At 61.5% G+C, this 22,203-nt stretch carries 21 protein-coding genes; 13 read left to right on the forward strand and 8 right to left on the reverse strand.

Annotation, left to right across the window (positions count from 1 at the left end):
* Nucleotides 1-72 precede the first annotated feature (72 nt).
* The 3 genes from AB5Y70_RS15985 to AB5Y70_RS15995 are packed head-to-tail and all read left to right on the forward strand — an operon-like array spanning nt 73 to nt 4,834.
* Nucleotides 73-2,520 carry a fimbrial biogenesis outer membrane usher protein gene (locus AB5Y70_RS15985; RefSeq protein ID WP_223918057.1) on the forward strand — a complete coding sequence of 816 codons (2,448 nt, stop codon included), beginning with the start codon at nt 73-75 and terminating at the stop codon, nt 2,518-2,520.
* 2 nt (nt 2,521-2,522) lie between these two features.
* Nucleotides 2,523-4,145, forward strand: coding sequence for a hypothetical protein (locus tag AB5Y70_RS15990; RefSeq protein ID WP_043153743.1), 1,623 nt, complete (start codon nt 2,523-2,525; stop codon nt 4,143-4,145).
* Nucleotides 4,146-4,159: 14 nt separating this feature from the next.
* Nucleotides 4,160-4,834 (forward strand): fimbria/pilus periplasmic chaperone, encoded by a 675-nt coding sequence (locus AB5Y70_RS15995; protein ID WP_043153787.1) that lies wholly within the window; start codon nt 4,160-4,162, stop codon nt 4,832-4,834.
* Between the two features lie 34 nt (nt 4,835-4,868).
* Here the strand turns inward: AB5Y70_RS15995 and leuE are convergent, their stop codons facing one another.
* Nucleotides 4,869-5,507, reverse strand: a complete 639-nt coding sequence (gene leuE, locus AB5Y70_RS16000; protein ID WP_043153740.1) for a leucine efflux protein LeuE — start codon at nt 5,505-5,507, stop codon at nt 4,869-4,871.
* A gap of 211 nt (nt 5,508-5,718) precedes the next feature.
* Here leuE and AB5Y70_RS16005 point away from each other — a divergent pair, with 211 nt between their 5' ends.
* Nucleotides 5,719-6,939, forward strand: coding sequence for an MFS transporter (locus AB5Y70_RS16005; protein ID WP_043153738.1), 1,221 nt, complete (start codon nt 5,719-5,721; stop codon nt 6,937-6,939).
* A gap of 225 nt (nt 6,940-7,164) precedes the next feature.
* On the opposite strand, the gene AB5Y70_RS16010 is transcribed toward AB5Y70_RS16005, so the two are convergent.
* Both AB5Y70_RS16010 and ftnA read right to left on the reverse strand, forming a co-directional pair.
* Nucleotides 7,165-8,349 (reverse strand): NAD(P)/FAD-dependent oxidoreductase, encoded by a 1,185-nt coding sequence (locus tag AB5Y70_RS16010; RefSeq protein WP_049637075.1) that lies wholly within the window; start codon nt 8,347-8,349, stop codon nt 7,165-7,167.
* Nucleotides 8,350-8,511: 162 nt separating this feature from the next.
* A complete protein-coding gene (ftnA, locus tag AB5Y70_RS16015) occupies nt 8,512-9,036 on the reverse strand; it encodes a non-heme ferritin (RefSeq protein WP_010672333.1) in 525 nt (174 codons plus the stop codon).
* Nucleotides 9,037-9,245: 209 nt separating this feature from the next.
* Here ftnA and AB5Y70_RS16020 point away from each other — a divergent pair, with 209 nt between their 5' ends.
* A complete protein-coding gene (locus AB5Y70_RS16020) occupies nt 9,246-11,030 on the forward strand; it encodes a GGDEF domain-containing protein (protein ID WP_049637076.1) in 1,785 nt (594 codons plus the stop codon).
* A gap of 17 nt (nt 11,031-11,047) precedes the next feature.
* Here the strand turns inward: AB5Y70_RS16020 and fabV are convergent, their stop codons facing one another.
* Nucleotides 11,048-12,235: an enoyl-ACP reductase FabV gene (gene fabV, locus AB5Y70_RS16025; protein ID WP_049637077.1), complete on the reverse strand. Its 1,188-nt coding sequence runs from the start codon at nt 12,233-12,235 to the stop codon at nt 11,048-11,050.
* 452 nt (nt 12,236-12,687) lie between these two features.
* Between fabV and AB5Y70_RS16030 the strand changes: the two genes are divergently transcribed.
* The gene (locus tag AB5Y70_RS16030; RefSeq protein WP_010672329.1) at nt 12,688-13,122 is read left to right on the forward strand and encodes a universal stress protein; all 435 of its coding nucleotides are present in this window, start codon (nt 12,688-12,690) and stop codon (nt 13,120-13,122) included.
* Nucleotides 13,123-13,313: 191 nt separating this feature from the next.
* Nucleotides 13,314-14,327 (forward strand): tryptophan--tRNA ligase, encoded by a 1,014-nt coding sequence (trpS, locus tag AB5Y70_RS16035; protein WP_049637079.1) that lies wholly within the window; start codon nt 13,314-13,316, stop codon nt 14,325-14,327.
* Here trpS and AB5Y70_RS16040 read toward each other — a convergent pair.
* A complete protein-coding gene (locus AB5Y70_RS16040) occupies nt 14,306-15,280 on the reverse strand; it encodes a LysR family transcriptional regulator (protein ID WP_102948990.1) in 975 nt (324 codons plus the stop codon). The two genes, trpS and AB5Y70_RS16040, sit on opposite strands and share 22 nt — an antisense overlap.
* Nucleotides 15,281-15,371: 91 nt before the next feature.
* On the opposite strand from AB5Y70_RS16040, the gene AB5Y70_RS16045 reads away from it, so the two are divergent.
* Both AB5Y70_RS16045 and AB5Y70_RS16050 read left to right on the forward strand, forming a co-directional pair.
* Nucleotides 15,372-16,271 carry a DMT family transporter gene (locus tag AB5Y70_RS16045; RefSeq protein ID WP_045522666.1) on the forward strand — a complete coding sequence of 300 codons (900 nt, stop codon included), beginning with the start codon at nt 15,372-15,374 and terminating at the stop codon, nt 16,269-16,271.
* The gene (locus AB5Y70_RS16050) at nt 16,256-16,417 is read left to right on the forward strand and encodes a hypothetical protein (RefSeq protein WP_010672325.1); all 162 of its coding nucleotides are present in this window, start codon (nt 16,256-16,258) and stop codon (nt 16,415-16,417) included. Before AB5Y70_RS16045 ends, AB5Y70_RS16050 begins: the two co-directional genes overlap by 16 nt.
* A 105-nt stretch (nt 16,418-16,522) precedes the next feature.
* Here AB5Y70_RS16050 and AB5Y70_RS16055 read toward each other — a convergent pair whose 3' ends face one another.
* On the reverse strand, nt 16,523-16,993 hold the full coding sequence (locus AB5Y70_RS16055) for a DUF6314 family protein (RefSeq protein WP_102949270.1): 471 nt from the start codon (nt 16,991-16,993) through the stop codon (nt 16,523-16,525).
* Between the two features lie 42 nt (nt 16,994-17,035).
* Between AB5Y70_RS16055 and AB5Y70_RS16060 the strand changes: the two genes are divergently transcribed.
* Nucleotides 17,036-17,890, forward strand: a complete 855-nt coding sequence (locus tag AB5Y70_RS16060; protein WP_102948989.1) for a carboxylate/amino acid/amine transporter — start codon at nt 17,036-17,038, stop codon at nt 17,888-17,890.
* 63 nt (nt 17,891-17,953) lie between these two features.
* On the opposite strand, the gene AB5Y70_RS16065 is transcribed toward AB5Y70_RS16060, so the two are convergent.
* Nucleotides 17,954-18,817, reverse strand: a complete 864-nt coding sequence (locus tag AB5Y70_RS16065; protein WP_039040669.1) for a sensor domain-containing diguanylate cyclase — start codon at nt 18,815-18,817, stop codon at nt 17,954-17,956.
* A gap of 169 nt (nt 18,818-18,986) precedes the next feature.
* Entirely contained in the window at nt 18,987-19,700 is a 714-nt protein-coding gene (locus AB5Y70_RS16070) for a 3-deoxy-D-manno-octulosonic acid kinase (protein ID WP_010672321.1), read from the reverse strand.
* A 138-nt stretch (nt 19,701-19,838) separates the two neighbouring features.
* On the opposite strand from AB5Y70_RS16070, the gene AB5Y70_RS16075 reads away from it, so the two are divergent.
* The 3 genes from AB5Y70_RS16075 (at nt 19,839) to rpoZ (ending at nt 22,177) form a co-directional block, all read left to right on the forward strand.
* A complete protein-coding gene (locus AB5Y70_RS16075; RefSeq protein WP_102949269.1) occupies nt 19,839-20,939 on the forward strand; it encodes a glycosyltransferase family 9 protein in 1,101 nt (366 codons plus the stop codon).
* Nucleotides 20,940-21,195: 256 nt separating this feature from the next.
* Nucleotides 21,196-21,822, forward strand: a complete 627-nt coding sequence (gene gmk, locus AB5Y70_RS16080; RefSeq protein ID WP_045522661.1) for a guanylate kinase — start codon at nt 21,196-21,198, stop codon at nt 21,820-21,822.
* A gap of 79 nt (nt 21,823-21,901) precedes the next feature.
* Nucleotides 21,902-22,177: a DNA-directed RNA polymerase subunit omega gene (gene rpoZ / locus AB5Y70_RS16085; protein ID WP_005307060.1), complete on the forward strand. Its 276-nt coding sequence runs from the start codon at nt 21,902-21,904 to the stop codon at nt 22,175-22,177.
* Nucleotides 22,178-22,203 lie beyond the last annotated feature (26 nt).

Genomic DNA, 22,203 nt, shown 5'->3' on the forward strand with positions numbered 1-22,203 from the left:
ATCACGGTGCCGCCCCACCCTCTTGCAGGGTGACGGCTCTCGATCTCCACACCCGGAACCATGGTGCTCGATATGTTGAAAAAAGCCTGGCTGTTGCCGCTCTCCTGGCTGATTGCGATGTCAGCCTCGGCCAGCACTGCTGCCCCTCTCAAAATTGCCAACGTCATCATTCCTGCCAGTTTTGCCAAGGCGCTGGAAGAGGGGCTGGCGGTACCGGTACGCCTGCGATACACGGATGAGGACAACAGGATCGACACCCTGACCGACGACACCATCGGCAATGCCACCCTGCTGCTGCAAGACGGCAAGCTGCACTTGTTGCACCTTGATTTCAGTGCCGGCCAGCAGCAAGGCGTGCTGAACGATGCCCTTACCACTCTGCTCTCCAGCAAGCAAAGACGCACCTTTTCTGCCGATGGCGCCTTGCAGATCGATGCCGATGCCAGCATGCAGCTGGACCTCGTCGCCATGCTGCTCACCATCCGGGTGTCACGGGATGCCTTTGGCCAGGCGAGGCAATCTGACAACCGTGTCGCACTGACCCCGACGGTGGACACCCTGACGGGCGTACAGCGCTACAACCTGGGTTACTCCTTCATCAATACCCCCCAGAGCGGGCACCAGGACTCCAATTTCCTGCAGCTGGAGAGTACCGTAGGGCTGGGCGCGCACCATGTCGCCGTGGATGCATCCCTTTACAACCTGGGTGAGCCGGAGCAGAGCGGCGACATCTACCGCGCCATGTACGAACGGGATCTCGATGATCGCCGCATCGCAGCAGGCATGGTCTCGACATGGGACCTGCAGACCCTGGGGGTGGTGACGGGCCTGACCACGGGTCGCCTCTACGGCGCATCCTATGGCAACCAGGCGCAATCTCGAAAACAGACCACCAACGAATCGACCACTCCGGTGCAAGTCTTCATGCCCGCCAACGGCGAGGCCAGGGTCTATCGGGATGAACGCCTGATAGGCCTGCAAAACCTGGCGATCGGCAACCAGCACATCGACACCTCCGCGTTCCCCAACGGGGTCTACAACGTCACGGTCGAAGTCTATGTCGACGGCCGCCTGACCAGCACGACCACCCAGCGAGTCACCAAGCTGGGCGGCAATCAGGGCTTTACCCGGGAGTGGGGATGGCAATGGTGGGGAGGCATGATGGAGAACAGCCAGCACAGCGGCGATTCCCCCCTGCTCGGTCTGTCGCTGGCACGCTCGCTGGATACCCTTGATCTGGCGACGACCACCTATGCTTTCAGGGATGCGGCCGTCGGCGAGGCACGCGCAAGCTGGCAGGTCACGGATCGCCTCGGCACCCAGTTACAAAGCATGCTGTCCACCGATCACTCCTGGCGGCTGGCGTCCAGCCTTTCCTTGCAAGCCCATGACAATGCCTCCCTGTGGGTCAGCCAGGAAAAACTGTATGCAGGCGATGCCCTGGGAGTGAGTGCAACCGAGCTCTACTCTGCCGGCATCACGATCAATCTGGGTGGCTGGGTCAGCGGCATGGGCCAGCTGACCTTCAACACCACGCACGACCGTCAGATGAACAGCGATCGCAGTTATGCGGATTACTACCAGCACCTCTATGCGGGCCGATACGGCAACCTCTCCATGCGCGCCAGCCTGCAGAGCGACAGTGGCACACTCAATGGATTCAGCAACAAGAGCATCACCCTGGACTACTCCATCCCGTTCGACAATCTGTTCAGCTTCGGCATGAGCAGCAACGAGCAGGGCCAGACCACGGCCAACCTCAACTATCAGAAGCGCATGGAGGGAGCCATCAATCTGGCCGCGCTGAATGCCTCCCGCATGATGCACGGCAGCGACACACACAATATGGCGCTTTCCGGCACCCTGGGGTTCGAGAACAGGGTCATCGGCGGCACCATGACGCTGGGTCGCGGTCATGGCGGCGACGTGAATGGCAACCTGATTGCACGGGGTGCCCTGATCACCACGGAGAACGACGTGATCGCATCCAGCCGGAGCACCTCTGGTTCAGGCCTCATCATCAATACCGGCATCCACCGGGAAGGACAGATGCTCGCCAAGGTGAATGGACAGGACTACCCCCTGCAAGGGGAACAGACCTTCCTGGCGCTCCCGCCTTATCAGGAATACGAAGTGGAACTGCTCAACAGCAAGACGGGCAAGGACAGCTATGACATCAACACCGGCAAGCAGCGCTACACCCTGTTCCCCGGCAACGTCGCCACTCTGGATGCCGGCAGCAGCATCAAGGAGATGGTCACCGTGTTTGGCGTACTCAGGGCAGAAGATGGCTCGCTGCTTGCTAACGCCCGCATTGACAACCACATCGGCACCACGGTGACCAACGAGGTCGGCGAGTTCACCCTGGACGTGGACAAGGCCAACCCCATGCTGACTTTCCGCCGGGGAAGCGACTTCTGTGAAGCCGACCTGGATCTTGCACAACACACGGGCGCGGCCTGGGTCGGCATCGTGACCTGCCAAGGACTGCCCACCTACGCCATGGTGAGAGAGTATTGAACATGAACATCACACACAGATTGCTGCTGGTCATTGCACTTGGCGCCGGCTGGGCACAGCAAGGCAGTGCGGCTGTATCCAAAACCGTCTGGCCGAATGCCGCGCTGCGCCATTTTCTGTTAATTGAAAATCAGGAAGACAACAACCTGTTTGTTGCGCCGACTGATGGCCTGGATCCGCGTCTGACCGGCGCAAATGCCTGGACCTCGCTCAAAGGAAATGGTCAGGTGAGCCTGGCGTACGTTGATAACGGATACAACACCGATATCAACAACTGGAACGTCGATATGTGGGAAAACGGCCCTATTCGCCGTCCTTATGTCAACCAACGCTGCATCATGTCTTATACCCGTTGTGACCCCGATACCGCTGAGGCGGTCAACAAGCCGGCCGTCGTTGATGATTTGGGCTTCTTCGGTCTCATTGGGGCATCTGCCGGGTGGGGACATGGCAAATTGAGTGCAAGTTTCTTTGATTATCTTCGAACCATGCCTGTCGGAGCTGTTTTGAACAGGGAGATGAACCTGTGCAGGACCACGCTAAAATATGACGCGGCAGCCGGTGAACGCTGTATCAATCAGAACAGCGGAAACTGGTACGTCAGAAACATGCAGCACAAGAAGGCCGGCCATCTTCGTTTCGTACAAACCAATGCAATAAGTGAAGTCATTGTGGACAGCAATGGTGTTCCTTATGTCTTGCCCGGTTCACAAGGCTGTGAGAATTACAGGCTGGGTACCCGAGATGGGATTTTGTGTCGTTTTCTTGATTACAACTTCAATGAAGATGGCAGTCAGAACTACACCGAGCCCTACATGTATACCAATGTCAAAAACAGCTCGCTGAATAGCGCCATTGGTTCTGCGGATCTGCAAATGAGCGCAGATTTGAAAAATTGGGCAAGCAAAGGCTCTCGCTACAACATCAGCTATTTAAGAGGACAGCCATCTGTTTATCTTTTCTTGTCCAGCAATTTCTTCAAACAAGTTGTAAGGCTGGGACTGCAAGATCAACTGACTCGCAGTCTGATCAACTTCAATATGAAGAATGGATATGCTCCCGAGAGTGGATACTATGAATTCAGCGGCACAACCGAAATTCATATAAAACCACGGGACTTCAGCGTATCCATCTTGTCTTCGGAGGGCGTCAGCAATCCTTACAGGGAGGGGCAGGTCGGAAAAGACATTCTGAGCTTCTCATACAATATCTCTGATAGCGGCCCCATCAGTGCCGATATGCTGGAAATTTCTATTTCACAGGACAGGGGGTCGCCTTATCGGGGATATTGCACTTTCTATCCGGCAGGCTCCTTCGCACCTGAACAGGCCGTCCCCATCCCTACCAGGCTGGTATTCGATTCGGTGGCTCATGGAGCGGGTTCACGGCACGCCATTCGCTGCGATCGCACACCGGTGGATATTCGCACCCTCGGAATACAGGACAATCAACCACCACAGGAGTGGAATGATCCCGTCAACGGCCAGGGCATCACCCGGTTTTACAAGCTGGCGCTGGAATTCGACCTGACCGATCCCATGGTGCAGCGCACCATGGGCGACGAGATGTGGGAAGGCGAGGTGGAACAAAGCGGCACCATCATCATCAAGGGGACCTGGCGCTGACCATGGAGTACAACATGCATCGTCTACTTTGGCCCTTGCTGGGCGGCTTGCTGGCCTCACAGGCCGCCGCCCTCGACATCGGCGCCATGACTCTTGCCATGGCGCCAGAGCAGGAGTTCATTACCAGAACCCTGACCAACAACAGTGCTTCACCCAAGCTGTACGACATACAAATGGAAAAAATCAGCGACCCCACGGCCAGAGGCAGAACACTGCCCACCGTCCCCGGTGAGCTGCTGTTTGCCCCCAGGCGCTTCACCCTGCACGCCAGACATGCCCAGAACGTCAAGTTCTACTACAAGGGGCCCGCCGATGACCATGAGCGTTACTACCGCATCACCTTCACCGAGTCACCGGCAGCCCAGGTGGATGAAGGCAGCCAGACGCAGCACCGGGGAACCGTCGAGGTGAAACTGGCCCTGCAGTCCATCCTGGTGGTGCGCCCGCGTCAGTCACGTTTTGCATACCAGTTGGACCCGGCACAGAGCGCCATCACCAATACCGGCAACACCTATTTCGAGTTCATGGTGAAACGGGGCTGCCAGCAGGCGGACAGCGAGGCGGACAGCAAGTACCTGCTGCCCGGGGAGACCTACCACAATCCCGGGATCAATCAGCCGGGCAACCAGAAGCTCATCGTCTACCAGTCCCGCTTCATCCCCGTGGGCAAGGATTGCTGGCCAGACTAGGTGCCCGACACCGGACGGTCAGCAATCCCCAGGGTCAGGAGGAGAGCGTCGCCAGCCTGGCCGCAAACCCCATGAAGAAGAGGCCGATAAGGCCGTTGCCGAGACGGGCCGCCGTCTGGCGCTGACGGAAAAAGCGGGCCATCAGGGTACCGCCGAAGATCAGAAGGGTCAGGTAGACGAAGCTCATCGCTTCCAGCATGCCAGCCAGCACCAGGTAGGAGATCCAGGTGTGGGCATAGCTGAAGTCGATGAACTGCACGAAGAAAGAGACGTAGAACAGGATCGCTTTGGGATTGGTGAGGCTCAGGGTGAGGGCCTTGGTAAAATAGCGCTCACCGGGATCCATATCGGACGCCGGTCCCGCCTTTTTGGCGATGAAGTTCGCGTGCAGGATCTTCACCCCCAGATAAAGTAGGTAGATGGCGCCCAGATAGCGCACCAGGGTAAAGAGCAATGGGGTGGTGCGAATGAGGGACGCGATCCCCAGATAGGCGCAGAAAATGAGGATGGCATCGCCGACGAAGACGCCGAGGGCGGCGCGATAACCCGGGCCTATGCCGCGCACGGCACCGGTTCGCAGCACATAGAGGGAGTTCGGGCCCGGGGCGATGATGATGAAGAAGAGACCGACCAGATAGGTCCAGACGTTGATGACACCCAGGCTTTCGAACATGTTCCCTCCATGGCGGGCGATGGGCCGGATAACGGCGGCAGGCCTTCTATACTAATCCGCCCCGCGCCAAGCACAAGATCTGACCAGCCATCCACACGTCGTCAGCATGAACGGCCTGCGCGCCACGCGAACGCAATCCGGGAGTTCGCCCACTTTGGTTATGTCCAGATACGCCGGGATAGGGCATGGTAGAGGGAGTGATCCCCCAGCCATGGACAAGACCTTGAGTACCGACACCCCGATCACCGCCCCGCCCGCGGTGGACAACCCGACTACCACCGCTTATCCGGTGATCGCCGCCATCAGCTTCTCGCACCTGTTGAACGACATGATGCAGTCGGTACTGCTGGCCATCTATCCCCTCCTGAAGCTGGGGCTCGATCTGTCGTTCACCCAGATAGGTCTCATCACCCTCACCTACCAGTTCACGGCCTCGCTGCTGCAACCCCTGATCGGCCTCTATACCGACCGCAGACCCATACCCTACTCCCTGCCTCTGGGCATGGGCTTCACGCTGGTGGGGCTGCTCTACCTGTCGCAGGCAGGCAGCTTTGGCGCCGTGCTGTTGTCGGCCATGCTGATCGGCATGGGCTCCTCCGTCTTCCACCCGGAATCCTCTCGGGTCGCCCGCATGGCGGCCGGCAACCAGCCCGGTCTGGCCCAGTCTCTGTTCCAGATCGGCGGCAATCTGGGATCGGCCATCGGCCCCCTGCTCGCGGCGCTCATCATCGTGCCGAAGGGACAGGGCAGTGCGGCCTGGTTCTCGTTGTTCGCACTCATCGGGGTCATCGTGCTCAGCTTCGTCGGCCGCTGGTCCAGCCACCATGCTGCCAGCTTCCATCGGCGGATGAGGGCCCATGCTGGCACCGGCCTGAGCCGCCGCCAGATTGGCTGGTCACTGGCTATCCTCGGTCTGCTGATGTTCTCCAAGTTCTTCTACATGGCCAGCCTGAGCAGCTATTACACCTTTTACCTGATGGACAAGTTCCACCTGTCGCTGGAGAGCGCCCAGCTCTATCTGTTCGCCTTCCTGTTTGCCGTCGCGGCTGGGACAGTGCTCGGCGGGCCACTCGGCGATCGCATCGGGCGCAAGCGGGTGATCTGGATCTCCATCCTCGGCGTCGCTCCCTTCACCCTGCTGCTGCCCCACGTCGACCTGTTCTGGACCTCGGTGCTGTCGATCGTCATCGGCCTCATCCTGGCGTCGGCCTTCTCCGCCATCCTGGTCTACGCCCAGGATCTGGTACCCGGCAAGGTCGGCACCATTTCCGGCCTCTTCTTCGGCTTCGCCTTCGGCATGGGAGGGATAGGGGCCGCCCTGCTGGGCAAATTGGCCGATGCCACCAGCATCGAAACCGTCTATCAGGTCTGCGCCTATCTGCCCCTTATCGGCCTGCTGACCGCCTTCCTGCCCAATATCAGGAGAGGCTAGAGGCCAAGCGGCAGCCAGCGACCGACCATAAAAAACGCGGCCTGAGCAGGCCGCGTCTGGTTCCATCACTCGGGCCGCCTGACACGGCCCGATCCGCTCGGACTCATCCGCTGAGCCTCTTTGTCAGCAGTACGGCCTCTCCCCCAGCCCGACGACCGGGCCCACTGGAAGTTGTCACCCGAGAGGCCGCTGACGGGACCATTCACAGCAAGGATGCGGCATCCCTCAGCAGTACTGGCCTGCCACCCAGCCCGACGACCAGGCCCACTGGAAATTGTAACCACCGAGCCAGCCGGTCACATCGACCACTTCGCCGATGAAGTAGAGGCCGGGCACGGTGCGCGCCTCCATGGTCTTGGAGGAGAGCGCGTTGGTATCCACTCCCCCTAAGGTCACTTCGGCGGTGCGATACCCTTCGGTGCCGTTGGGCAGGATCTGCCAATCCCCCAGCAGGGTGGCCACCGCCTCCAGCTCCCGTTCGTTGTACTGGCGCATCGGCTTGCTCACCAGCCATCCCAGCTCCACCAGCTTGTCGACGAAGCGCTTGGGCAGCTCGCGCCCCAGCACGGTTTTCAGCTCCTGGGCAGGATGGGCCTGGACCCAGGTCTTGAGGGTCTCTGGAATGTCGAGATCCGGCAGCAGGTTGATGTGAATCTTCTCCCCCGCCAGCCAAAAAGAGGAGATCTGCAGGATGGCGGGGCCGGAGAGGCCGCGATGGGTGAACAGCATGGCCTCCTTGAAGCGGGTGCCATCCTCGGCGGTCACCGCCACCGGCAGGCTGACCCCCGCCAGATCGGCGAAGGCCTCCTTGTCGGCCTGATGCAGGGTAAAGGGCACCAGCCCGGCGCGAGTCGGCAGCACGGTGAGGCCGAACTGCTCCGCCAGCTTGAAGCCATAAGGGGTAGCACCGAGTTTCGGCATGGAGAGGCCGCCGGTGGCGACCACCAGCGACGAGCAGGCGATCTCCCCCTTGCTGGTGTCGAGCACGAAGCCTTCATCTGTCTTGCTGACGGTGAGGATCTCGGTCTGGAACTGCAGGGTCACGCCAGCCCAGTCGCACTCGGTCAGCAGGATGTCGACGATATCCTTGGCGCTGTCGTCGCAGAAGAGCTGGCCCAGCGTCTTCTCGTGGTAGTTCAGGCCATGCCTGTCCACCAGATCGATGAAATCCTGCTGGGTATAGCGCGCCAGCGCCGATTTGCAGAAGTGGGGGTTGGCCGAAAGGAAGGCATGGGGACCCACCTGATGATTGGTGAAGTTGCAGCGACCGCCGCCGCTGATGAGGATCTTGCGGCCCGGCTTCTTGGCGTTGTCGAGCACCAGCACGGAGCGACCCCGGTAGCCAGCCTGGGCCGCACACATCAATCCGGCCGCCCCGGCACCGATCACCACCACATCCACCTGTTTCATCGTCACTCACCCATCAAAAGAAAAACGGCCCCTTTACCTTAAAGGACCGTCATTGTACCCGGCAGACACCAGCACAGCGGTACAAGGACACCTGCAAATAGAAAACGGCCCCTTTACAAGGGGCCGTCATTGTACTGACTGAACACTAAGTGTCCACGACTATCAGGCGTTGCCGTCCATGATGCTGGCCGGTGCGCCCTTGGCCAGCTCGGCCAGCTCCTTGTCGATGAAATAGAGGCCCTTGCCATCCTCGCCCACCAGGCTCAGACGGTCGACGATGCTCTTGAACAGCTTCTCCTCTTCGTGCTGCTCGGCCACGTACCACTGCAGGAAGTTGAAGGTGGAATAATCCTGGGTGGTGAAGGCGACATGGGCCAGACCGTTGATGCACTTGGTGATGTGATACTCGTGCTCCAGGGTGGTGCGGAAGATGTCACCCAGGGACTTGAATTCATGGGGAGGCGCTTCGATGGCCCCCAGCACCGGCATGGCACCGGTCTCGCTCACGTAGGTGAACAGGCGCTCCATGTGCTGGCGCTCCTCGACCGCATGCTGGCGCAGGAAGGTGGCGGCCCCCTCGAAGCCCTTGTCCTCGCACCAGGCGCTCATCTGCAGGTAGAGGTTGGAGGAATAGAATTCAAGATTAATCTGCTCGTTCAACTTCTCGATCATGGCTTTGGCCAACATGATGATTCTCCACTGTGATTTGCCCACGATTGTCGCCACTGTTGCATCCTGACGCAACCAGAGACAACCGACGCACCCCGCAGTTGCGACGACTTTTCACCTCATCCTCTCCCCCATACGGTTATAGAGAAGCAAAGAAACATGGTGTAGGTGACATCAGCCATTATGATGGCGCCATTGGTCGGGGAAAGGATTCAATGAGATTCATAATGGCACTGGCGCTGCTCTGGATGACCCAGTTGCAGGCAGCTCCCTCCTTGCTGAAAGAGGCTGAATTGCAGGCGGCGCGCGATCCCGTCGGCTATCTGCAGCGCCTCGACGCCAGTCCCCAGCAGGATATGGAACTGTTCTACGCCAGGTCCCTGGCCCAGGCAGCCCTTGGCCGCTATCCACAGGCACAGCGCGACAATGCCCGCGCCCGCGGTCTGGCCAATGCCCAGCAGGAGACCCTTCGCCTGCTCGACTTCCGGTTGCAGCAGATTGCCCTGACCCTGGATGCCGATACGCCGGATCAGGCGCTCGAGCTGCTCACCCAGCTCTGGCCAGCGGTCCGGCATCACCCCAGGCAGGTCTCGGAGTGGCATGCCCTCAACGGGCTCGCCCTCTACCGTACCCAGCAGATGAAAGAGGCGATCCTCGAGCTCAAGACCGCCTATCACCTCAAGCAGAAAGAGCCGGGTTCCATCCTCTCCACCTTGCAGTGCGGCCGTCTGCTGATGACCCTCGGCAACCTCTATGCGGACCTCAATCTCTACCGTGAGGCCGAGACCTATTATCAGGATGCCCTCGGCCAGATGGTGCAGCTCAACGAGCCCAACAGCCAGGCCATCATCCGGGCCAACATGGCCAGGCTCTACATCGACATGGGCCAGCCTGCCAGAGCCAGCCAGTTGCTCGATACCCTGCTGGCCACGCCGAGCCTGTCACCCCACTATCGCGCCATCGTCCTCGGCTACCAGGCCATGGTGTTCAACGCACGGGCGGACTGGCACTCAGCCTGGCGCAGCTTGGAGGAGGCACAAGCCATCTATGACAGGCTGGATAGCCCGCAGGCGGCCTCCCGTCTGACCGAGATCCGGGCAAGAACCCTGCTGGGTCGTGGCGAGAAGCAGCTGGCCCTGCAACTGCTGATGGAGCACACCGCCCCTCTCTCCATGGATGGTCGGGCGATGCAGGCCAGGTTGCTGGCCGATCTGGGCCGCTACCCCGAGGCCTATGGGGCCATGACCCGCTACATGCAGTACTACAAGCAGCACTTCAACCAGACCCTGAGCCAGCACGCAGCCGCCTTCCAGGTCGAGATGGATCTGGCTCGCAGCGAGGCCAGCAATCGCGCGTTGCAGCAGGAAAACGAGAGCAAGCGCCAGCAACTGCTCTACCAGCAGAGTGCCCGCTACTACCAATTGCTGCTGCTGGTGCTGCTGGCCGTCGCCTTGATCCTGCTCGGGCTCACCACCCGCAGGCTCCACCGCAGCTCGCGCCACCTCTACAAGCTCGCCACCTTCGATCAGCTGACCGGGCTGCCAAACCGGCGCGCCCTGCTGGAGAGACTGGGTCAACAGTGGCTGCACGAAACGCCCCTGACCCTGCTCATCATCGACATCGATCACTTCAAGCAGATCAACGACAAGCATGGTCACCAGGCGGGGGATCAGGCTATCCGGCAGTTGGCCAGGGAGCTCAAGAGCTGGGCACCGGACCAGCAATTGATCGGGCGCTGGGGCGGGGAAGAATTTCTGGTGGCCATGACCCAGGACGGGGCCACCTGCTGGCGGCTGGCGGAGCAGCTGAGAAGCCGGATCGCCTACCTGGCCGCCCCCCACATGACCATCAGCATCGGGGTGGCGGAACGCTCGACGCAGGATGACAGCCTGAGCCAGCTCATTCATCGGGCCGACATGGCCATGTATCAGGCGAAGCGCCAGGGGCGCAACCAGACCGTGCTGGCCCAGTCTCCCCACCTTTCCCCTGAACTGGCCTGCAACGTCGCCTGATGCCCCTCGTGCGGGTGTCAGGGCGTCAGCTCAGTGAGTGACGCCACGTTCACCGGCGCACCGTAATCCACCCCCGGCAGCTCGAAGCCGTTGAGCTGCATGAACTCCTGGCGCAACCCGGCAAAATCCCCCAGGGTGCGGAAGTTCTCCGGCGTCACCTTGGGCCAGAGTGCCGAGACGGCGGCCTGCACCGCTGGCTCAAGCTCGTGGTCATCCATCCGGATCAGCCGGTTGCCATCGGCGACGACCCCTCTGGGCCCGTACATCTTGTCGGCAAACAGCCGCTGCATCTGCTCGATGCAGCCCTCGTGGACACCACGCTCCTTCATCACCCCCATCAACAGGCCCAGATAGACAGGCAGCACCGGAATAAACACGCTCGCCTTGGTCACCAGCGCCTTGCAGACCGACACCCAGGCATGACCGCCAATCCCGGCAAGTTGCAGGTTGATGGTCTCGGCGGTGGCGTGCAGGTGCTCCTTGGCATAGCCGATGGTGCCGTCCCGATAGAGGGGGTAGGTGGACTCGGGGCCGATATAGGAGTAGGCAACGGTCCGGGCGCCGGGGGCCAGGCAATCCGCCTGCTGCAATGCCTGCATCCAGCGCTGCCAGTCCTCTCCCCCCATCACGGTGACGGTGTCGCGGATCTCCTCCGGGGTGGCTGGCACCAGCGACTGCTGCACCAGCGCATCGTGCTCCAGATCCAGCCCCCAGCCTTGCAGCGGCTGGCCTGTGGTCTTGAGCACCGAGCGTACCTGTGTGCCATCCGGCATCACCCTGACTCCGCTCGCCAGCGAATAGACCACCAGATCCACCTGCCCGAGCTGCTGGCGGATGACGTCGATGGCCTGCTGGCGCATGGTGTCGGAGAAGGCATCCCCGATCAGGTTGACGGCGATGCGACCGGCTTGCTCCGCCGCCTGACGAAACCAGATGTTGTTGTACCAGCCAGCACTGCCGAGCCCCTTGTCGGAGGGACCCCGCTCGAACGAGACGCCCAGGGTATCGGCCCCGGCGCCGAAGGTGAGCGCGACCCGGGACGCCAGCCCGAAACCGGACGATGCCCCCAGCACCAGCACCCGTTTCGGCCCGTTGAACGGCCCCGCCGCCCGCACCTGTTCGATCTGTTGCAGCACGGCGGCGCGACAACCCATGGGGTGGCAATTGCGGGCAACACAACCCTGGATCTGGGGATGAATGATCATGAAGGACTCTCCGGTGCATCGGTGGGACATGAGAAACGGCCATGACAGCGTCACCCGGTTGCAGGTGAGGAGCCCTGGCCGTTTTGCCAAGGGAACTGGCTACAGCATAACCAAGGAGGGCGGGATTACCTTGATGTCGGACGGGATATGGGCTGGAAGAGGGCAGAAAAACAAAAGGGAGCGCGAGGCTCCCCAAAGCGGTATTCAGATGCTTTTTGTTGTTTTGTGTTCATTGCGAAGCACGGGCACATCCTATTCCCCCACCTTCCCGGGGGCAATAGCACGCCTGTGACCGGTGTCAAACTCCTGTTCAAAATATGCACTCCCCGGCCACCTGCACCTCTACGCCTTCCGGTTCGGGGTCAGGCAAATCCTGAAACTGTGGCGACGATGCCGTTTTAGTTTCAGCAGACATTGGTATAGTGGACCCAGGATCAGTGAGGAGAACTCCCATGAATGGAACCTATTACAAACACGTACTGGCCGCGATCGACCTGTCGGAAGACAACCGCAAGGTGATCGAGAAGGCGGTCGACCGGGCCCGCTCCAACGGCGCCAAGCTGTCGGTGATCCATGTGGATGTGGACCTCAAGGATCTCTACACCGAGATGATCGACATCGACATCGACAACGTGCAGGACCAGGTGATCGCCGAAGCGAAGGAGAAGCTGGAAGCCTTCCTCGCCTCGGTGGACTACCCCATCGAGAAGAAGCTGGTGATCTGCGGCGATCTGAGCGAGCGGGTCAACCAGGCGGTCAAGGACTACCAGATCGACCTGCTGGTGTGCGGCCATCGCCAGAGCTTCTGGAGCCTGCTCACCTCGAGCGCACGCCAGCTGATGAATACCGTGCCCTGCGACATGCTGGTCGTGCCCTTGCAGAAGTGATCGAACAGGCGTAGTGTGATTTGCCATGAATATGACCTCATTCAATCACAACTACTGGTGGTGCTGCTTCTAAACAGGCGGCACTGCTTTTCTATGTAAAATTTCCAAAAGAAAACACCGTGACCGCCGAGAGGCGGTCATTGTTTTCATCCCTTTGTCGCCTCCCGGCTCACCCAACTGGAGAGAGTGACATGCACAACCCCGTGATCCTGACCGGTGACCGCCCCACCGGCAAACTGCACATCGGCCATTACGTCGGCTCCCTGCGCCAGCGCGTGGCCGCCCAGCACCATTACCGCCAGTTCGTCATGATCGCCGATCTGCAGGCGCTGACCGACAACGGCCACAACCCGGCCAAGGTGACCGATCACGTGCTGGAGGTAATGGCCGACTACCTGGCCGCCGGCCTCGACCCGGCCAAGACCACCTTCTGCCTGCAGAGCGCCCTGCCCGCCCTCGCCGAACTCACGACCTACTACCTCAACCTGGTCAGCGTCGCACGGCTGGAGCGCAACCCCACCGTCAAGGCCGAAATCCAGCAGAAAGGGTTCGAGCGCAGCCTGCCCGCCGGCTTCCTCGTCTATCCGGTCAGCCAGGCCGCCGACATCACCGCCTTTCGTGCCACTCACGTGCCGGTGGGCGAGGATCAGCTGCCCATGCTGGAGCAGACCAACGAGATAGTGCGCCGCTTCAACACCCTGGTGGGCAAAGAGGTGCTGACCGAGTGCCAGCCCATCCTGAGCGACACCGGCCGCCTGCCCGGCATCGACGGCAAGGCCAAGATGTCAAAGTCCCTTGGCAACACCATCGAACTCGGCATGTCGAGCGACGAGATCAGGCAGGCGGTGTTCGCCATGTATACCGACCCCAATCACCTCAAGGTGAGCGATCCGGGTCAGGTGGAGGGCAATACGGTGTTCGCCTATCTGGATGCCTTCCACCCTGACAAGGCCCTGGTGGCCGAGATGAAAGCCCACTACCAGCGCGGCGGTCTGGGGGACATGCGCTGCAAGCAGGTACTCAACGACTGCCTGCAGGCCCTGCTTGCCCCGATGCGGGAGCGGCGCGAGGCGGCCATCGCCGACAAGCGTCAGCTGCTGCGCCTGTTGCAGCAGGGCACCGAGCAGGCCCGGGCCCTCACCGACGAGGTGCTGGCCGAGGTGAAGGGGGCGATGGGGCTGGACTACTTCTCCGGATTGGCGTGATCTGCCCCCTGCGGCGCGGGATAGCCGAGCGCATCCGCGCCGTAGCGCTCCCTCGCCAGCCGGTGCAACAGCCCCTTGAACCAGCCGATCGCCTCGTCATGGGCACTGAGCGGGTGGCCCGCCATCAGATAGACGATGGGGATGGCGGGTTCCAGCTGGTGCAGTCGCAACGGATAGTGGCGACAGAAGTGGCGCCCGATCATCTCGGGCACCACCACCAGGTAGCGGCCGGTCGCCATCAGCGGCGGTACCGCCATAAAGCTCGGCAGCCTGACCCCCAGCTCCCGCTCCACCCCGAAACGGGCCAGCCAGAGATCCACCATGGCCTGGCTGTGGCCCCAGCTGGAGGTGTGGATATGGGGGCGGCTGACCAGTTCTCCCGGCCCCAGCATGTCGGGCAGGGCGCTGCCGAGGGGCGACAAACAGACCAGCGGATTGCTGAACCACTCCTCGCGCCACAACCGGGGCGAGAGGTGGTTGGCACCGGCAAACCCGATCACCAGATCCAGTTCCCCCTTCTCCAGCTCCCGCTCGTAGTCGCTGTCCGCCAGCTCGCACACTTCCAGTCGGCAGTGGGGAGCCTGCTGCACCATCCACTCCACCAGCACCGGCACCAGGCCGTGCTCCACCGAGCCCGGGGTGGCGATGCGAAACACTCGCTGGGCACTGGCGGGATCGAACCCCTTCGCCTGCCGCAGCCCCTGCTCCAGCATGGCCAGCGCCTGACGTACCGGGCTGGCCAGTGCCTTGGCCCGCTCGGTCGGCATCATCTCGCGCCGACTCATCACGAAAAGGGGATCATCCAGCGCCTGGCGCAAGCGCCCCAGCGCATGGCTGACGGTGGACTGGGAGAGGTGTAGCCGTTCGGCGGCGCGAGTGACGTTGCGCTCCTGCATCAGCATGTCGAACACGGTGAGCAGGTTGAGGTCGAGGCGGGAGAGGGGCAGTTCCATCGATATTGGCCATAGTTGAATGACGACAATTCATTTTTGGCATAGTAGCAGATTGCATAGAATGCGCAGGCGAATTACATCGGAGATTCAAATGCGTAGCTATCTGTTGTTGCTGGCGATCGGCCTGTTGTGGGGCTCCCAGTTCATTTTCATGCACCAGGCCGTGGCTGAACTGCCCCCCATCATGGTGGCCGCCGGACGCGCCCTGTGCGGCAGCCTGACCCTGGGTCTGCTCTGCCTGTTCATGCGCCTCAAGAGTGAACACACGCCCTGGCGAACCTATATGCTGATCGCCCTGCTCGACGCCACCATCCCCTTCATCATGGTGGCCTGGGGACAACAGTACGTGGACAGCGCCATCGCGGCCGTGGTCATGGGTTGTATCCCCTTTGTGACCATTCTGGCGGCTCCTTTGTTTATTTCTGGTGAAAGAATCACCAAGGGCGGCCTCGTCTCCGTGATCATCGGCTTCATCGGCGTGCTGGTGCTGTTCTGGCCCAAGCTGACCAGCGGCATGAATGCCGGCCTGCTCGGTGCCATGGCCATCCTGTTCGGTGCCAGCTGCTTCGCCATCGGCCTGCTGATGATCAAGCGCTTTGCCAAGGACCATCCTGTGGTCGTGGCCCGCAACATCCTGATCTCCTCAGCCATCCAGCTGCTGCTGGCCGCGCCCTTCGTGGCCGACCTGAGCACCCTCACCCTGCCGAGCCAGCAGGCCATGGGCGCCGTCGCCATGCTGGGGATCTTCTGTACCGGCCTGGTCTACTTCCTCTACATGGCGCTGATCCAGAAAGCGGGCCCGACCTTCGCCTCCTTCAGCAACTACCTGGTGCCGCTGTTCGGCGTCATGCTGGGAGCCCTGTTCCTCGGCGAGCAGATCCAGTCCACCACGGGCGTGGCGCTGGCCCTGATCCTGGGTTCGGTCGCCCTCAACCAGTGGGCACAGCAGCGCCGCCAACAGCGGGAGGCAGCCCTATGTCAGGCATCCTGACCACCCTCTGCGGCGGTCTGGTACTGATAGCCGGCTGGCAGTATCGCCACCGGCTGGCCGGGGTGCTGGGTCTGCTGATGGTGCTGCTGCCCTGGTTCTTCGACAGCAAGCTGCAAGCCATGCTGAACTATGCACTGAATGCCTGAAGACCCTCTCTGCGTGTGTGACGAGAGTGTATCTCTCCTGTTTTTGGGACCGTTTTAACAAAACCTCCGATTTGTCCCCTCTACCGGCGCCCTGCGCCGGTTTTTTTATCTCTGCGCCTCTGGTCCGTAGCGATAACTCAACCGCTCGTTCTTGCGCGGCCCCGTTATCTGCCAGGCGAGCAGGAAGCCCCCGCCGGTTTCGGTCAGCTCGGCGCTGTAGTGATCCTGCCCGCACAGGTGAGGCTCGGCCGTGACCCAGTGCCCGTCCCCCCGGGGCAACAGCTCGAACAACATCACCGGCTGCTCGTAGCGCAGGTGGGAGAGCATGATCCCCCGTGCGGTGCGCTGCCACCAGAAGCGGTTGTGCATGGTCAGCTCCCGGCCATGGGGCGTGGTGTAGCGACCCGTCTCGGCATACAGCCACCCCCCATGGTGATCGGTCACCACCACGGCCCCCTCCCCGCGACCGCACCAGTCGGTGGCGGATCCGGCCCCGTTGCTCGCCTCGAAGGCAAATGCTCCGATCTGTGACAACCCTTCCCATAAACGCTGGATCGCGCCTTCCAACTCGGCCATCATAGCGCCCTCCAAATTGACAACTGACGACAATTCAATCACATGAACTACTTGATAGGGGTTACCCTGCTCTGGTCCTTCTCCTTCAGCCTGATCGGGGTCTACCTTGCCGGTCAGGTGGATGCCTACTTCTCGGTACTGACCCGCATCGTGCTCGCCAGCCTGGTGTTTCTGCCCTTCCTGCGCCGTCGCTGGCTGCGCCCCGATCTGGTGGCCAAGCTGATGGCCCTCGGTGCCATCCAGCTCGGCATCATGTATCTCTTCTACTACCACTCCTTCCTGCTCTTGACGGTACCGGAAGTGCTGGTGTTCACCATCTTCACCCCCATCTATGTCACCCTGATCCACGACCTGCTGGAAGGGCGCTTCAAGCCTGTCTATCTGTGGGGGGCCCTGCTGGCGGTGCTGGGGGCGGCCGTCATCCGTTTCGACGGCCTGACCGAAAACTATGTACTGGGATTCCTGGTGGTGCAGGGCGCCAACGTCTGCTTCGCTCTGGGCCAGGTAGGCTACAAGGTGCTGCTGGCCCGGGAGGCTGAGCAGCCGCCCCAGCTGGCGATGTTCGGCTGCTTCTATCTGGGCGCCCTGGTGATCGCCCTGCCCGCCTGGTGGCTGCTGGGCAAACCTCAATATCCCGCCAGCTCCCTGCAATGGGGCATCCTCTTCTGGCTGGGGGTCGGGGCATCCGGGCTCGGCTACTTCCTGTGGAACAAGGGGGCGACCCTGGTCAGCAGCGGCGTGCTGGCCATCATGAACAACGCCTTGATCCCCGCGGGTCTGCTGGTCAATCTGGTGCTCTGGGGAAAGGATACCGACCTGCTCAGGCTCGGTCTGGGCGCCCTGCTGATGCTGGCTTCTCTCTGGGTCTGCCAGCGTCAGCAGGTCAGTGAGCGCTGACTGAAAACCATTGACGCTGATGGGTCCATCGGCGTCAATGGGTACGCGGACAGTGACTGGCCGTCAGCCGACCACGGCGTTGTGTTCCCGCTTCGCCTGACCGTGGCAGGAGGCCAACCGGGCCAGCAGGTGATCGAGCTGCTCGGCACTCTGGCTCTGCACCAGGCCGATGCTCACGGTCACCGGGCGCTGGGGCAGCAGGCTGGCGTCGGCGATCTCAAGACGCAGCCGCTCGGCAATCTCCAGGCCGCTCAACCGATCGGTCTGGGAGAGCATCAGGATGAAGCCGTCTTCGTCCCAACGAGCGAAAGGATCTTCCCGGCGCAGCTCGCGGCGCACGATGCGGGCCAGCTTGGCCAGCATGGCGTCGCAGGCCGCCTCCCCGAACAACTGCAGGATCTTGCTGCGGTGATCCACGCTGAACTGCAGCAGACAGAAACTGCCGCTCTCGCTGGCCAGCCGTTCATCCAGCAACAGCTCGAAGTGGCTGCGGCTCTCGAGGCCGGTGAGGGGATCCGTGTCATGGCGATCCTCCAGGGGCGCCATGGCGGCATCCAGATGGCGAACCACCCCCAGCAGTTGACCCCCTTCGTCGCGACGGACCCGCTCCTCCAGCCGGATGTAATGGCCCTGATGGTGCAGGATGCGGTACTCGAGTCGAAGCCCGTTGCTGCGCCCTTGCTGACAGGCCTCCAGGGCCTCTGCCAGACGGGGAGCATCATCCGGATGTACCCGATCCAGCCAGCCGAGATCTCCCAGCTCGCCCCCCTCCAGACCCAGCAGTTGCAGACAGGAAGGGTCCCGCCTCAGACCCTGCCCGGCCGACCAGGTCCAGATCCCGGCCTCCAACATCGCCATGGCCTGTGCCATCAGCGTCACCTCAAGGGGAGTGGTGACCTCAACCCCGGGAGTCTCATACCTTTCCATCACGCGCCTCGAAACCGGATCTGAATATCTGTCCAAGCAATCACACTCAATAAGTAACATTGGTGCTGGCGCCGAGCAACCGCGCCAGCATCGCTGGCCTCGCACCTCTCGCCCCCGGTGGTCCGCCATCAGGGCTTGCCAGCCTCCAGATACGAAGTGAAGCTCGACGTCACGCCACCTTGCCCTGATAGCCTGCCATCAGGGCCTGCCAGTTTTCCGGCACGAAGTGGAAGCTGGTGTGCAGTTGCGACTCCTTGTTGAAGGAGCGCAGCAACCGCTCCAGGTTGGCCTGCTGCCAGTTGCCGGGGGAGCGGATGGCTCCTTTGTCGAAGTCGATCACCCACACCTTGCCCTCCTTGTCGAGCAGCAGGTTGTGGCTGTTGAGATCCGCATGATAGACCCCTGCATCGTGCAACTGGCGCACCGTTTTGCCTATCTTGTGCCACACCTCACCGGCGATCGGCCCCTGCTTGAGCAGGGCCACCAGATCCTTGGCGCCGCGAATGCGCTCGATCAGGATGTCGGCCCGATAGAAGGGCCCCTGCTTGACCATGCGGGCCGCAAAGGGGCGCGGCACCGGCAGCCCCTGTTCACTCAGGGTCGCCAGCAGACGATATTCAGCCATGGCCCGGCTGCTCTCCACCCCTTCAAACCAGAACCGGTCACGCACCAGCTTGCCCACCATGCCGCCACGGTAGTAGTGACGCAGCACCAAGTGACGGGACTCATCCTTCACGAACCAGGTCACCCCGCGGCCGATGGAAGAGCCCACCACCTGGCGATGGGTCTGCCACCAGACAGGATCGAACAAGGCAGGGGAAGGATCGCGGAAGACTCCGTCGGCATACCAGCAGACCTGGTTGTGGGTGGTGTGTGTCAGCATGATGAGAATTCCGGTCGATAGTGGGTGCAGGGCCTCCATTCAGAAAGCCGTGCCGGTCGGGCAACCGGCGCAATTTTACAATCCACAGGGGAGTTTGCATAATGCCATCCATCCATTTTGCCATCGTTGCGCCACATCATGCCGCTGTTCCAAACGCCGCCCTCCTCCATCTGCATCCTGCGGCTCTCCGCCATCGGAGATTGCTGCCACGCGCTGGCGCTGGTGCGCGTCATCCAGCGGGAGTGGCCCCAGACCCGCATCACCTGGATCACCGGCAAGATTGAGGCGACCCTGTTCGCCGATCTGCCGGGGGTCGAGGTCATTCCCTTCGACAAGAGCAAGGGGTGGCGCGGCTATCGCGATCTCTGGCAGACCCTCAAGGGGCGCAGGTTCGATGCCCTGCTTCACCTGCAGGCCGCCATGCGCGCCAGCATCGCCACCCTCGGCATCAAGGCCAAGGTCAAACTCGGGTTTGATCGGGAGCGCGCCAGCGACGGTCAGTGGCTGTTCACCAACCATCGGGTCCCCTCACCCGCCTCCCCCCACGTCCTGGACGGCTTTCTCGCCTTCGCCAAAGAGCTCGGGATAAAGGATCTGACCCCGGACTGGCAACTGCCCATCAGCGCCGAGCACCAGGCCTGGGCGAAGGAGAAAATTGGCGGCAAGCCGACCCTGCTCATCTGCGCCGCTGCCAGCAAGGCATTCAAGAATTGGACTGCCGCCGGCTATGCCGCGCTGGCGGATCACGCCGCAGACAAGGGCTTTCAGGTCTATCTGTGCGGCGGACCGGCCAAGCTGGAGCGGGATCTCGCCGCCGAGATCCAGCGCCTCAGCCAGAGCAAGCCGGCAGATTTGGTGGGGCAGACCAGCCTCAAGCAATTGCTGGCGCTGATTGGCGAGGCGAGCCTGGTGCTGGCCCCGGATACCGGCCCTGCCCACATGGCCACCCTGGTGGGAACACCCGTGATCGGCCTCTACGCCCACCACAACCCCGCCCGTACCGGCCCCTATCTGTGCCGGGATTATCTGGTCAGCGTCTATCAGGAACTGATTGAGCAGGAGACCGGCAAGCCGCTGGCCGAGCTCGGCTGGCGCACCCGCCTCAAGGATCCGGACGCCATGGCCAAGATAAGCCGCGAGCGGGTCATCGCCGCCTTCGACCGCCTCTGTACCGACAAGCATCTTCTACCGACCCAGGGCAACTCGGAAATTCCGAGCCCTGGCGCAGGGATAATCTGATGGCCCGGCCCCGGCTCCGTGGGCAGAATGGCCCTCTATGCGGGTAACGCCCGCACAGCAAGCTACGGATATTTTGATCGGCTGGAATATGATTCCGGCCGTTTTTTTATCCGCCCCCATCTGCTAACATTCGCCGCCTTTACATCCTCCTGACTCTGATTCCTCCGCGCATTGCGAGCAACCGTCTCCCTTATCGGGCACAAGACGGCGGCCTCTGCTACAACCAAAGCGCGGATCATCGCTTAAAGGTACAGACATGGCGCAACAAGGCACTCTCTATATCATCTCTTCCCCGAGCGGGGCCGGTAAGTCCAGTCTGCTCAATGCCTTGCTGACCCAGCACAACGCCGCCGGCAAGATGCAACTCTCGGTCTCCCACACCACCCGCGCCACCCGTCCCGGTGAAGAGCACGGGGTGCACTACCACTTCGTCAAAGTGGAAGAGTTCAAGGCGCTGATCGAGCGCGGTGACTTTCTGGAGTGGGCAGAAGTCTTCGGCAACTACTACGGCACTTCCCGCGCCGCCATCGAGGCCTGTCTGGCGCAGGGCATCGACGTCTTCCTCGACATCGACTGGCAGGGTGCCCGCCAGATCCGCGAACTGATGCCGACCAAGTCCATCTTCATCCTGCCCCCCAGCCGCGAGGAGCTGGAGCGCCGCCTGATCGGCCGCGGCCAGGACAGCGCCGAGGTGATCAAGGGCCGGATGGAGAAAGCCATTGCCGAAATGGTGCACTACGACGAGTATGACTATGTCATCATCAATGAAGACTTTGATCAGGCACTGTTCCAGCTCAGGGCCATCATAGAGTGCCAGCGCCTGGAAATGCGTCAGCAACAGCAGGCCCAGCAAAACTTGCTGAAACAGCTACTGGCAGAGTAAGCCAAAAACAAGTAAACTTTTGCGTCATTTTTAAACACCGCTTTTTCAATCACAGAAAGCCCAAACACTGGAGTCCCGCATGGCCCGCGTTACTGTAGAAGATGCTGTAAAACAGGTAGGTAACCGTTTTGACCTGGTGCTGGTCGCCGCGCGCCGCGCTCGTCAAATCGCGGTACAAGGCAAGGATCCCCTGGTCGACGAAGAGAACGACAAGCCGACCGTGATCGCCCTGCGCGAGATCGAACTGGGTCTGGTCAACAACCAGGTGATGGATACTCAGGACCGCTACGAGCAGCAAGAGCAGGAAGCCGCCGAGCTGGCTGCCGTTGCTGCCATCGCAGAAGGTCGCGGCTAAGTCAGTCGCTTCCCATAGTCGGCGCC

The organism is Aeromonas sp. s1(2024) (genome assembly GCF_040908005.1).
Taxonomy (GTDB): Bacteria; Pseudomonadota; Gammaproteobacteria; order Enterobacterales; family Aeromonadaceae; genus Aeromonas; species Aeromonas caviae.